Origin of the sequence: Paracraurococcus ruber, from assembly GCF_004353985.1 — a bacterium.
GTDB lineage: Bacteria > Pseudomonadota > Alphaproteobacteria > Acetobacterales > Acetobacteraceae > Paracraurococcus > Paracraurococcus ruber.
Genome location: NZ_SMOA01000185.1, coordinates 1 through 11,590 on the forward strand (window position 1 = coordinate 1; position 11,590 = coordinate 11,590).

The 11,590-nt window shown below is 74.7% G+C and carries 9 protein-coding genes and 1 pseudogene; 6 read left to right on the top strand and 4 right to left on the bottom strand.

All coding sequences use genetic code 11. The features are described from left to right. The 3 genes and pseudogenes from E2C05_RS33295 to E2C05_RS23155 all read left to right on the top strand — a co-directional run. Nucleotides 1-851: pseudogene (locus tag E2C05_RS33295) on the top strand (MMPL family transporter); the annotation flags it as partial. 346 nt (nt 852-1,197) lie between these two features. Then, entirely contained in the window at nt 1,198-2,739 is a 1,542-nt protein-coding gene (lnt, locus tag E2C05_RS23150; protein ID WP_133222013.1) for an apolipoprotein N-acyltransferase, read from the top strand. 155 nt (nt 2,740-2,894) lie between these two features. Beyond that, entirely contained in the window at nt 2,895-3,344 is a 450-nt protein-coding gene (locus E2C05_RS23155) for a helix-turn-helix domain-containing protein (RefSeq protein WP_133222014.1), read from the top strand. A 348-nt stretch (nt 3,345-3,692) separates the two neighbouring features. Here the strand turns inward: E2C05_RS23155 and E2C05_RS23160 are convergent, their stop codons facing one another. Continuing rightward, a complete protein-coding gene (locus E2C05_RS23160; RefSeq protein WP_133222015.1) occupies nt 3,693-4,196 on the bottom strand; it encodes a DUF2244 domain-containing protein in 504 nt (167 codons plus the stop codon). A 126-nt stretch (nt 4,197-4,322) separates the two neighbouring features. Here E2C05_RS23160 and nth point away from each other — a divergent pair, with 126 nt between their 5' ends. Beyond that, nucleotides 4,323-4,967, top strand: a complete 645-nt coding sequence (nth, locus tag E2C05_RS23165; RefSeq protein ID WP_133222021.1) for an endonuclease III — start codon at nt 4,323-4,325, stop codon at nt 4,965-4,967. A gap of 418 nt (nt 4,968-5,385) precedes the next feature. On the opposite strand, the gene E2C05_RS23170 is transcribed toward nth, so the two are convergent. After that, entirely contained in the window at nt 5,386-7,092 is a 1,707-nt protein-coding gene (locus E2C05_RS23170) for a methyltransferase domain-containing protein (RefSeq protein WP_158292317.1), read from the bottom strand. 148 nt (nt 7,093-7,240) lie between these two features. Between E2C05_RS23170 and E2C05_RS23175 the strand changes: the two genes are divergently transcribed. Further along, nucleotides 7,241-8,119, top strand: a complete 879-nt coding sequence (locus E2C05_RS23175) for an NAD(P)-dependent oxidoreductase (RefSeq protein WP_133222017.1) — start codon at nt 7,241-7,243, stop codon at nt 8,117-8,119. A gap of 188 nt (nt 8,120-8,307) precedes the next feature. Here the strand turns inward: E2C05_RS23175 and E2C05_RS23180 are convergent, their stop codons facing one another. Both E2C05_RS23180 and E2C05_RS23185 read right to left on the bottom strand, forming a co-directional pair. Next, nucleotides 8,308-9,447 (bottom strand): patatin-like phospholipase family protein, encoded by a 1,140-nt coding sequence (locus E2C05_RS23180; RefSeq protein ID WP_133222018.1) that lies wholly within the window; start codon nt 9,445-9,447, stop codon nt 8,308-8,310. 25 nt (nt 9,448-9,472) lie between these two features. After that, nucleotides 9,473-10,309, bottom strand: a complete 837-nt coding sequence (locus E2C05_RS23185) for a 3-hydroxybutyrate dehydrogenase (protein ID WP_133222019.1) — start codon at nt 10,307-10,309, stop codon at nt 9,473-9,475. A 184-nt stretch (nt 10,310-10,493) separates the two neighbouring features. On the opposite strand from E2C05_RS23185, the gene E2C05_RS23190 reads away from it, so the two are divergent. Next, on the top strand, nt 10,494-11,432 hold the full coding sequence (locus E2C05_RS23190) for a LysR family transcriptional regulator (protein ID WP_133222020.1): 939 nt from the start codon (nt 10,494-10,496) through the stop codon (nt 11,430-11,432). Nucleotides 11,433-11,590: the final 158 nt, after the last annotated feature.

Below are 11,590 nucleotides of genomic sequence, written 5' to 3' on the forward strand. Positions count from 1 at the left end.
CCGCCGCCGCGCTGCGCGGCCTCGGCGGCCCGCCGGCGGCGGAGGCCATGCGGCTCGGCGCGGCGCTGCAGGCGGTGGCGGCCGGCCCGCCTGCGGCGCGGGAGAGGCTGGAGGCGGCGCTGCTGCCCGGGCTCGCGGCGACGCTGGCCGATCTGCGCCTGGCCCTGGCGGCACGGCCGGTGTCCCTGGAAACCCTGCCCGCCAGCCTGCAGCGGGACTGGATCACCCCGGACGGCCAGGCGCGGATCGAGGTCCGGCCGCGCGACCTCTCCGACCATTCCGACGCCATGGGCCGCTTCGCCCGCGCCGTGCAGGCGGTGGCGCCGGCGGCGAGCGGCCCGGCCATCTCCATCCAGGCCAGTTCCCACACCATCCAGCTTGCCTTCCTGCAGGCCGGCCTCATCGCCAGCGGGCTCACCGTGCTGCTGCTGCTGGCGGCGCTGCGGTCGCTGCGCCTGGCGCTGCTGGCGCTGGCGCCGCTGACCCTGGCGGGGCTGCTGACCATGGCGACCTGCGCCGTCATCGGCCTGCCGCTGAACCTGGCCAACATCATCGCCCTGCCGCTGCTCTTCGCCCAGGGTGTCGCCTTCAAGATCTACTACGTCGTGCAGTGGCAGCACGGGGAACGCGCGCTGCTCGCCTCGCCGCTCACCCGCGCGGTGCTGTACAGCGCGCTGACCAACGGCACCGCCTTCGGCACCCTGGCGCTGTCCCACCACCCCGGCACGGCCGGCATGGGGCTGCTGCTGGTGCTGAGCCTGCTCTACGCGCTGGCCGCGGTGATGCTGATCCTGCCGGCGCTGCTGCCGCTCTTCGCCGGCGATGTCGGGCGGGCCGCATCCAGAAGGTGAGGAAGGCCCTGCCTTCCGCATGCGCCCGCCGCCGGGGCCCGACGGGGCTCCGGAAGCCTCGGGTCATGGGTTCGCGCGTTTCCGGCGCCGGGGCGCCCCGCCAGCGTCCCGGATCCGAAGTTCGCCGCCACTGGCGGCGCCCTTCGGTGCGGGCCACTCGCCCCTGTTTGCGGTGGCCTGCCGATCCGCCGCCTTCGCAGCCGGTGGCTGCGAACCTCGCGGGCAGGACAACGGAGCGGTTTCCCTTCGCCACGACTCACGGCAACCGCCCTAGTCTTTTGATTCGACGCGCATCTTCACCCGATCAGGTGATTCCACCTGGGCGGGATCTGCTCTAGGAGGCGGCGTGCTCACCTCGCTCTCCTGGCCACGGCAACTCGTCGCCGCCTTCGGCCTCGGCCTGCTCTCCGCCCTCGCCTTCCCGCCCGTCCACGCCGTGCCGGTGCTGCTGCTCAGCGTGCCCGGCCTGCTGGCCCTGGCGGGGGCGCAGGCGGGCTGGCGGCGCGCCGCCTGGATCGGCTTCGCCTGGGGCTGGGGCCAGGGCCTCGCCGGCATCTACTGGGTGACCGAGGCCATCCTGACCGACACCGCCAATTTCTGGTGGCTGGTGCCGCTGGCGGCGCCGGCGCTGGCCATCGCCTTCGGCGTCTTCGCCGTGCCGCCGGTGCTGGCGGCGCGCGCCCTGCCCGCCGGCTGGCCACGGCTGCTGGGCTTCGCCGGCGCCTGGGTGCTGGCGGAGATGCTGCGCGGCGTGGTCCTGACGGGGTTCCCCTGGAACCTCATCGGCACCGCCTGGGCCTTCGCCGCCTTACCGGTGCAGGGCGCGGCGCTGGTGGGCGTGCACGGCCTGTCGCTGCTGACCATGCTGCTGGCCGGGCTGCCGCTGCTGCCCGCCGGGCGCGACCGGATGGTCGGCGCGGCGCTCGGCGCCGCCACCCTGGCCGCCCTCGCCGGCTTCGGCGCCTGGCGCCTGGCCCAGCCCGGGCCGCCGGACCAGCCGGTGCGGCTCGTCCTCGTCCAGGGCAATGTGGCGCAGGAGGTGAAGTGGCGGCAGGACCAGCGCCTGCCGATCTTCCAGCGTTACCTGGGATTGACCGAGGAGGCCGGGCGGGCCGCCGCGGCCGCGCATCCCGGCGCGCGCGTGGCGGTCATCTGGCCGGAGACCGCCAGCCCCTTCCTGCTCACCCAGGACCCGGAGGCGCGCCGCCTCGCCGCCGCTGCGCTGCCCGCCGATGCGGTGCTGCTGGCCGGCACGGTGCGCGCCGAATGGGGGCCGGACGGACGCCCGACGCAGGTCTGGAACAGCCTGGCGGTGCTGGAGCCCGATGGCAGCCAGCCGGCGCTCTACGACAAGTCCCACCTCGTCCCCTTCGGCGAATACATGCCGCTGGGCGGCTGGCTGCCGATCCGGGTGGTGACGGGCGGGCTGGACTTCTCCGCCGGGCCGGGGCGGGTGGCGCTGGCGCCGCCGGGCCTGCCGCCCTTCGGCGCGCTGATCTGCTACGAGGTGATCTTCCCCGCCGCCGTCACGCCCAGCCCGCGGCCGGACTGGCTGGTGAACATCACCAACGATGCCTGGTTCGGCGTCTCCTCTGGCCCCTGGCAGCACCTGGCTGCGGCACGGCTGCGGGCGGTGGAGGAGGGCCTGCCGCTGGCGCGGGCGGCGCAGACCGGCATCTCCGCCCTGTTCGACGCCCATGGCCGGCGCCTGGCGCTGCTTGGCACCGGCGAGACCGGCACGCTCACCGCGCCGCTGCCGGGGCCGCTGCCGCCGACGCCCTTCGCCCGCCTCGGCCTCGCCCTGCCGGGCCTGCTGGCGCTGCTCTGCCTGCTCGGCGGCTGGCGCCTGGGTGGCCGGGCGCCGGCCCAGCGGCTGACGATCATGTGACGCAGCATGGGAAGCGGCGCAGTTTTTGAGAAATCTTAATAGTATTGACGACTTCTTAATGCTCGCGTATAGCGGGTGCAGCAGGGCCGAGAGGCGCCGTGACGTTGAGCGTCGCACTGCCAGCGAGGTGCCCCTTGAGCGGGATACAGACGACGATGCCGAGCGACGACACCGGCGAGCGCCCTGAGCGCGAGCATCGCCCCAGCCCCATCGACGTGCATGTCGGGGCCCGGGTGCGGCTGCGCCGGACGCTGCTGGGGATGAGCCAGGAGAAGCTGGGCGACGCGCTGGGTCTGACCTTCCAGCAGGTGCAGAAATACGAGCGCGGGGTGAACCGCATCGGCGCCAGCCGGCTGTTCGACCTGTCGCGCGTGCTGGACGTGCCGATCGGCTTCTTCTTCGACGACATGCCGGATGCGGTCGGCGGCGGTTCCGGCGTCGCACGTCGCAGCTATGCGCTGGCCGACCAGCAGGACGGCTTCGACGACGAGACGCTGCACCGGCGGGAGACGCTGGAACTTGTCCGCGCCTATTACCGGATCAACGATCCCTCCGTGCGCAAGCGGGTCTTCGAACTCATCAAGAGCCTGACCCCGCCCGACTGAGTCGACGGATCGCCGCGCGGCCGATGACCTGGGTCGCGGGCCGACCGGACGCGCATGGCCGGCCGACGCGTGCCGCAGGGCGGCGTGCATGGCGACGCGACGGGCGTCCCGGCGGCGCGCCGACGCCCTCTCCGTGCCGGCCGCCACAGGACGGCGTCCCTGCGGCGGCCGATGCCTTGGCGGGCGGTGCGCCAAGCCAGCGGTCATGGACGCGATCCCGCCGCGGGGCGGACTCGCGGCTTCACGCGTCGCTCGCGCCGACCGCATCCGGCCGCCGCGCGACCTGCGGGGGCGGCGGTCATCGCCGCGGCCGCCGGCGAGCAGCCGGCCCAGGATGAATCCGCCGCGTCAGCGCAACTGTGGGTTGTCGAAGGCCGGCTCGCGGTAGCGGCGCAGCGCCGCCTGCAACGCCCCCGCCAGGTCGCGCTTCTGCTCCTCCCCCAGCAGCCGGCCGACCTCCACCTCCCGCTGCCGCTGCTGCAGCACCAGCCGGCTGACCCGACCCGGCCGCTCCTCCAGCCGCAGCCGGGCCCAGTAGGGATCCAGCGCCACCTCCTCCTGCCGGCCCTTCGCATCGGTGCGGCGGATCAGCAGCCGCCCCTCGGTCAGCAGCAGCGCCTCCGCCGACCGCGCCGACCAGCGCCGGTGCAGCGCCATCAGCCCCAGCACCAGCGCCGCCTCCAGCCCGGTGAAGCCCAGCACCGGCCAGGCGCCGAACAGCGCGAACACCGTCCCGATGAGCAGCGAGGCGGCGAGCACCGCGCCGGCCACCAGCCACATGCCGCGGCGGCCCAGGCTGCGCGCCGGGGTGCAGATGGCTTCGAACAGGATGGGATCGGTCTGGGCTGACATGCTCGCCGTGACATGGGATGGGACGCGAAGACCGCCACCGTCGGAGCAGTGCCCATGCCGCGTCAACCCGCCCGCGAGGCCACGCCCCTGCACGGGACGGCGCGCGCCCCGCGCCGGGCCCGCCTGATGTCCCGCGACCAGGCCGCCGCCTTCGTCCGCGCGCTGGCCGGCGCCAACCCGGCGCCGGAGACGGAGCTGCTCTACGCCGATCCCTTCACCCTGCTGGTCGCGGTCGTGCTGTCTGCCCAGACCACCGATGCGGCGGTGAACAAATGCACCCCGGCGCTGTTCGCCGCGGCGCCGACCCCGGCGGCGATGGCGGCGCTGGGCGCGGAGGGCATCGCCCCCTTCATCCGCCGCATCGGCCTGTGGCAGGCCAAGGCGCGCAACGTCGCGGCACTGGCGCAGAGGCTGGTCGAGGCGCATGGCGGCGCGGTGCCGCGCGACCGCGCGGCGCTGGAGGACCTGCCCGGCGTCGGCCGCAAGACCGCCAATGTCGTGCTCAACGTCGCCTTCGGCGAGAGCACCATGGCGGTGGACACCCACATCTTCCGCCTGGGCAACCGCACCGGCCTGGCGCCCGGCAAAACCCCGCGGGAGGTGGAGGACGGCCTGGTGAGGCGCTGCCCGCCCGAGCTGCTGCGGGACGCGCATCACTGGCTGATCCTGCACGGCCGCTATGTCTGCAAGGCGCGCGCGCCGGAATGCTGGCGCTGCGTCGCCGCGCCGCATTGCAACTACCGCGACAAGGTGCCGGCCCCCGCCGGCTGACCCGCCGCCAGGCCTGATCGAGCCGGGATGCCGGGGCCATGCCGCAGCGCAGGAGGCGGGCCCGCGCATCGCCGGCCCGAGCGGGATGCCGAGCCCGTCCGCGGCGCGGCACCGTTTGGTGCGGATGCCGGGGCCGCCGCGCCGCACGACCGTGGCCCGGCGGCCCTAGCCCGGTCGGGATGGCCGGGGCTCCGTCGTCCGTCGCTGCGGCGCCGCGCTGGCCGCTTTCGGCATGGCCCGTGTTGCGCTGGCGGCGGTGACGCGGGCGCCGGCCCCGTGACCACGCTGCCCGCGCCGAGCGCCGCAGCGTCCGGGAAGCCCGCCGACGGCGCCGCCGCCGGCGCATGGCCGCGGGGGCGGAGGATCCCATCCGGGGATGATCGGCGCAGGGCACGGTCCGCGGCGCGATCCGCCGCGGTCAGGGCGGCGTGCCGCCGTCCCATTCCGGAAGCTGCGTGTCCTGGCGCAGGCGCAGGCGACGGAAATCGAGGGCGTCGAAGACCTCCTCCGCCGACAGGGCGCCGTCCCAGGGCAGCGGCAGCGCGGCGCGGGCTTCCTCGGCGAAGCGGGCGCGCAGCGACGGGGCCGCATAGGCCATGTCCCACCAGGCCAGGATCCGCGGCCGCGCCGCCGCCAGCGCGCCGGCCGAGACGATGCGGCCGCGCTTGCCGGCGCGGTTCACCGCCGGCGCCGCCGGCAGCAGGTTCCACAGGTCGCCGCAGGGCCAGGCCGCCCAGGGCAGGCAATGGTCGATGTCGAGCCCGCGCGGGCCGAGCGGCGCGCCGGTCCAGACGCAGGGCACCGCATCCCCCGCGCGCAGGCGGGCCGCGGCCAGGCTGCGCACCAGCGCCGCATCCCGCCCCGGTTCCTGCCAGTGCAGCGCGGCCTGCACCGCTTCGGCCGTCACCGGCCTGCCGGCACGCGCGGCGTAGCCCTGCGTCAGCCGCACCCATTCGGCGACCAGCATCGGCTCCACCCAGGCCGCCATGCGCCGCAGCGCCTGCCAGAGCGGCAGGGGCACATGCAGCGTGCCGAAGCCCCGCAGCGTCGTCCGGTCCAGCCGCAGCAGGGCGCCCGGGCGCGGCGGGCGTCGGCAATCCGCGCCGAACAGCGGCCGGTCGGCGGCATCGGTCAGGTGGCGGGCCGGCATCGCCTCGATCAGCCGCGCCGCATCGGCGATGGCGCGGTGCAGCGCCAGCGCGACGTCGCCGGTGAATTCCGCGCCCGGCCGCAGCGACGGCGCCGGGACGGGGGCGAGCGCAGCGAAGGCGTCGCCAACGAAGCCCATGCCCTCCCCCGGCCGCTGCGGCAGTCGCGCTGCCAGCAGCGGCTTGAACAGCCGCAGCCAGGTCAGCGCGACGAGGCCGAGCGGCAGCAGCACGCCATCCGCCGTCTCCTCCGCCAGGTTGGGCGCGCCATCGGCGATCCGCAGCACGCAACGCAGCAGGGCGAGCTTGTAGGTGGCCGATTTCTCCTGCCGCAGGATCACGCCGCGCAGCAGCGGCAGCGCGGCGCCGCCATCATCCGGCAATTCCAGCAGCGCCGTCTGCCAGGTGACGCCGGCAGCGCCCAGCGCGCTCGGCCGCGGCGGCGTGACGGCCCGCAGCGCCAGGCCATGGTCCAGCGCCAGCCGCGCGAGGCCCGCGGCATCCACCGGCCACATCGGCCGGTCCGCGGGCGCCGGGCCATGCCGCAGCGTGATCACCGCCCGCCCGCCGGGGCGCAGCAGCAGCGCCAGGCCGCGCAGCGCGGCGGGCCGCGCCTCGGGCGGCAGGTGCTGCCAGATCGCGCTCAACCAGAGCAGGTCGAAGGCGAGGCCGAGCCGCCGCACCCGCGCCAGCCCCGGCAGCCGGTCGTCCAGCCAGCGGATGCGCGGCGAGGGATGCCGCCGCTGCGCGTCCGCCCGCAGCGCCGCGGCGGGTTCCGCCGCCACCACCTCCCAGCCGCCGGCGGCGAACCAGGCGGCGTCGCGGCCGCTCCCGGCACCGATATCGAGGACGAGGCCGGGGCGCGCCGGCAGCCAGGCCAGCGCATCGGCATGCACCGCCTCGAAGCCCACCGACTCGTAGCGATCGGCCAGGGCCGGCGCGGCATGGTCGTAGGCGGCGGCGCTGTCCGGCTGCATCCCTGCCCCGTGGCTTGCCCGTGCCCGGCACGCGGCGCGCATCATCATCCCGGCCCGCGCCGCGCTGTCCAGCCCGCGCCGCCGCTTGCACCCCGGCGCCCGCGGTGCCCTGATACCTCTAACCAATGCCGTGGGAGGGGGATGCGCCATGCGGATCGGCTATGTCGGCCTGGGCAATATGGGCGGCCCGATGTGCCGCAACCTGGTCAAGGGCGTGAACCACGAGGTGGTGGTGCACGACCTCGATCCCGCCGCCATCGCGGCCTGCACCGCCGTCGGCGCCCGCCCCGCCGGCGGCCTGGCGGCCCTGGCCGAGAGCAGCGACGTCATCTTCACCTCCCTGCCGACGCCCAAGCATGTCGAGGCGGTGGTGGAGGAGATCGCCGCGCATGCGAAACCCGGCACGGTGGTCTTCGACCTCAGCACCAATGCGCCGGCCGTGATCAGGCGCCTGCATGCGGCGCTGGCGGCGAAGGGCATCGCGCTGCTGGACGCGCCGGTCACCGGCGGCGTCGCGCGCGCGGTGGAGGCGAGCATCGTCGTCATGGTCGGCGGCGACGAGGCCCTGTTCGACCAGCACCGCGCCATGCTGGCCGCCTTCAGCGGCACGCAGGTGCATGTGGGGCCGGTCGGCAGCGCCTCCGTCGCCAAGCTGATCAACAACATGCTGGTGCTGTGCAACATGGCGGTGGCGGCGGAGGGGATGACCATCGGCCGCCTCGCCGGCATCGACATGGGCAAGCTGGTGCAGATCGTGCAGAACGGCTCGGGCGACAGCTTCGGCTTCCGCGGCCTGACGGCGCGGGCGATGAAGGGCGATGTCGCGCCGAGCTTCGCGCTCGACCTCGCCTACAAGGATCTGGGCCTGGCGGTGGACCTGGCGACGGAGCATGGCGTGCCCGGCCTGATGGGGCCGCAGGCGCTGGCCCTGCTGCGCATGGCGCGCGGCCTCGGCTTCGGCGGGCTCGACACCAGCGCCATGCTGAAGGTGTACGAGACGCTGCTGAACACCGAGGTGCGGGCCTGAACCTCCGGCCGCGGGCCGCCCCCAGGCGCCCGGCAGCCTCCCCGCCCGCGAGGGTTCCGGGCCTGCCGGTGGCGACGGGCCTGGACCGGCCGGCCAGCGACGAGCGGGGCCGGCATCCGGAGGCAGGGGGCGCTGCCGGCAGCCGCGGATGGCGGGTTCGGGACAGCGGCGCGCGCGACGCGGCGCGGTCAGCCTGCCATGGCCAGCGCCGGGTCGCGGCGGATCTCGTGCAGCAGGAAGCCGTCCAGCGGGTCGGCCTGCTGCTCCCAGGGCCGGCGTTCCAGGGCGCGACGGGTATCCTCCAGCCCGGCCGCCCAGCGGGCCTGGATGCCGGCCCGGCTGAAGTCGATGTCCTTGGTGTGGTCCTCGTTGTCGAGGCCGGGGGCCAGCAGCCGCACCACGTCCATGCGCGTCAGGCAGCCATGGGCCGCCATCGCCTGCACCTCGGGCGACAGGCGCTGCTCGGCCGGCAGGCGCAGCGCCAGGTCCGCGATGATGTGCCGCAGCCGGTGGATCTGCTGCTGCCGCAGGATGTGGCTGGCGGCGCGGCTGGCATAGCGCAGGTCCTTCTCCCGGTGCAGGACCTGGTTGATCGTCTCCGGCTCCGGCCCGCGCGGGTTCCAGATATGCACGGCGAAGACCAGGCTGTTGCGCCGCGGGTTGTCGTCGAACACCACCTCCACCGGCGTGTTCGACAGCACGCCGCCATCCCAGTACAGCTCGCCGTCGATGCGGATGGCGGGGAAGGCCGGCGGAAGCGCGCCGGACGCCATGATGTGCCGGATGGTCAGCGTCATGTCGCGGCTGTCGAAGTAGCGCATCTGCGCCGTCCGCACCGCCGCCGCGCCCACCGTCAGCCGCGGCGCGCAGCCGTTCATCGCCTTCAGGTCGATCACCTCGGCCAGCGTCTTCTCGAGCGGGGCGCAGGAATAGAAGCCGGCGCGCTCCGGCGTCATCGGCACATCCGCGCCGAACCAAGCCTGCGGGTTGGGGCGGAAGAAGCCGGCGACGCCGCCCGCCATGGTCGCCCAGTTCGGGAAGAGGTTGCCCGGGAAGGGCAGGCGCGACCAGGCCTCCACCGCCGGGTCATGGCCGACGCGGCGCCAGAATTCCCGCAGCGCCGCCAGGCGGTGGGCCCTGATGTTGCCGGCGATGATGCCGGCATTGATGGCGCCGATGGAGGTGCCGATGACCCAGTCCGGCTCCATGCCGGCCTCGTGCAGCGCCTCGTAGACGCCGGCCTGGTAGGCGCCCAGCGCGCCGCCGCCCTGCAGCACCAGCACGCGTTGCGGCGCTTCCGGCCGCAGGCAATCCGGAATGGCGTTCATGGCTGTCCTCCCCAGGCGTGGCGGGTCAGTGCGCCGTCCAGCCGCCATCCACCGGCAGCGCCACCCCGGTGATGGAGGCGGCGCCGGCGGAGCAGAGGAAGGCGGTGGTGGCGGCGATTTCCTCGATGGTGGCGAAGCGCCGGGTCGGCCGCTCCGCCAGGAAGACCTGGCGGATGACCTCGTCCTCCGGCAGGCCGCGCGCCGCCGCCTGCTGCGCGATCTGGCCCGCCACCAGCGGCGTCCAGACATAGCCGGGGCAGACCGCGTTGCAGGTGATGCCGTGCGCCGCCGCCTCCAGCGCCACGGTCCTGGTCAGCCCGACGATGCCGTGCTTGGCCGCGACATAGGCAGACTTGAAGGGCGAGGCGATCAGGCCATGCGCCGAGGCGATGTTGACGATGCGGCCCCAGCCCCGTTCCTTCATCCCCGGCAGCGCCGCGCGGATGGCGTGGAAGGCGGCCGAGAGGTTGATGGCGAGGATCGCGTCCCACTTCTCCGGCGGGAATTCCTCGATCGGCGCGACATGCTGGATGCCGGCATTGTTCACCAGGATGTCGGCCGGGCCGACGCCGCGGCGGGTGCGCTCGACCAGCGCCGCCACCGCGGCGGCATCAGCCATGTCGGCGCCGTCGTAGCGGACGGGCACGTCATGCGCCGCGCTCAGGCCGCGGCAGGTCGCCTCGATCGCCGCCGGGTCGCCGAAGCCGTTCAGCACCACCGCCGCGCCCTGCCCGGCCAGCGCCTCGGCGATGCCGAGCCCGATGCCGCTGGTCGAGCCGGTGACGATGGCGACGCGGCCTTGCAGCGGGCGGGCCGCCGTCATGCCGCCGCCCAGGCCGGCCGCGCTGAGGATGGTCTGCATGCGGGCCCCTCCTGCCTCCAGGCCAGGAAGCATCCCGCCGCCGCCCCCCGCCCGGCCAATGCCGACCGGGCAGGGAAACCATTCGCCTGGCTCATGCGAAGGCGGGCGCAGGGCCGCGATCCATCTGCGCCAGGCGCGGCCCCGCGGAGCAGGAGGCATCCGCCGGCCTGGCGCGGAGGCATGCATGGAATTCCATGAGATCCGCTACTTCCTGGCGGTGTGCCAGACCCTGAACTTCACCAGGGCGGCGGAGCAGTGCAACGTCACCCAGCCCGCGCTGACGCGGGCGATCCAGAAGATCGAGGGCGAGCTGGGCGGACTGCTCTTCTCGCGCGAGAGGGGCAACACGCATCTGACCGAGCTGGGCCGGCTGATGCAGCCGCATCTCGAGGAGATCATGGCCCGCACCCGGGCGGCGAAGGAGCAGGCGGCGCGCTTCCTGAGCCTGGAGAGCGCGCATCTCCGCCTCGGCGTCATGTGCACCATCGGGCCGCTGCGCTTCGTCGGCTTCCTCAACCGCTTCCGCGCCGACCACCCCGGCGTCGAGCTGACCCTGACCGAGAGCGTGCCCGACCGGCTGTCCGAGGCGCTGCTGCAGGGGGAGCTGGACGTGGCGGTGATGGCCCGGCCGGACGGGTTCGACGAAAGGCTGCGGGCGGAGCCGCTCTATGCCGAGCGCTTCGCCGTCGCCTGCGCGGTGGGCCATCCCTTCGCCCGGCGCAATGCCGTGACGATGACGGACATGGACGGCCAGACCTACCTGCAGCGGATCAACTGCGAATACCGCGACCTGCTGCGCGAGCAGTGCGAGGCCCGTGGCGCCCGCATCCTGCGGTCCTACCGGTCGGAGCGGGAGGACTGGATCCAGACCATGGTCGCCGCCGGCATGGGCGTGTGCTTCCTGCCGGAATTCTCGGCGACGCATCCCGGCGTGGTGACGCGGCTGGTGCAGGACCCTGAGGTGATGCGCACCGTGTCCCTGGTGACCGTCGCCGGCCGCCGCTGGTCGCCGCCGCTGGCAAGCTTCATCCGCGCCATCCACGCCTATCGCTGGCCCGCCCCCGCGGAACACCAGGCCGCCGGCCTGCTGCTGCCGGAGGACGCCGCGACCGCCGGCGGATGAGCGCGCGTCATCGGGTGGATGCGTCCTCGGCATTTCCGGTGCCGCCGGGCGGCGCCGATGCTGCCGCCGCGCGGGCGACGGGCCGCCCCGCCGGAGACCATGCCATGCCGCACCGCCCCCTTGCGCGCCGGCCGGGCGCGGCGCCCGCGCCATGGCGA

Excerpts from the sequence above, each read along its gene's own strand:
- E2C05_RS23155 (WP_133222014.1), top strand. The coding sequence starts at position 2,895 with ATGCCGAGCGACGACACCGGCGAGCGCCCTGAGCGCGAGCATCGCCCC.
- E2C05_RS23185 (WP_133222019.1), bottom strand. The coding sequence starts at position 10,309 with ATGCAGACCATCCTCAGCGCGGCCGGCCTGGGCGGCGGCATGACGGCG.
- E2C05_RS23160 (WP_133222015.1), bottom strand. The coding sequence starts at position 4,196 with ATGTCAGCCCAGACCGATCCCATCCTGTTCGAAGCCATCTGCACCCCG.
- nth (WP_133222021.1), top strand. The coding sequence starts at position 4,323 with ATGTCCCGCGACCAGGCCGCCGCCTTCGTCCGCGCGCTGGCCGGCGCC.
- E2C05_RS23190 (WP_133222020.1), top strand. The coding sequence starts at position 10,494 with ATGGAATTCCATGAGATCCGCTACTTCCTGGCGGTGTGCCAGACCCTG.
- E2C05_RS23175 (WP_133222017.1), top strand. The coding sequence starts at position 7,241 with ATGCGGATCGGCTATGTCGGCCTGGGCAATATGGGCGGCCCGATGTGC.
- E2C05_RS23180 (WP_133222018.1), bottom strand. The coding sequence starts at position 9,447 with ATGAACGCCATTCCGGATTGCCTGCGGCCGGAAGCGCCGCAACGCGTG.
- E2C05_RS23170 (WP_158292317.1), bottom strand. The coding sequence starts at position 7,092 with ATGCAGCCGGACAGCGCCGCCGCCTACGACCATGCCGCGCCGGCCCTG.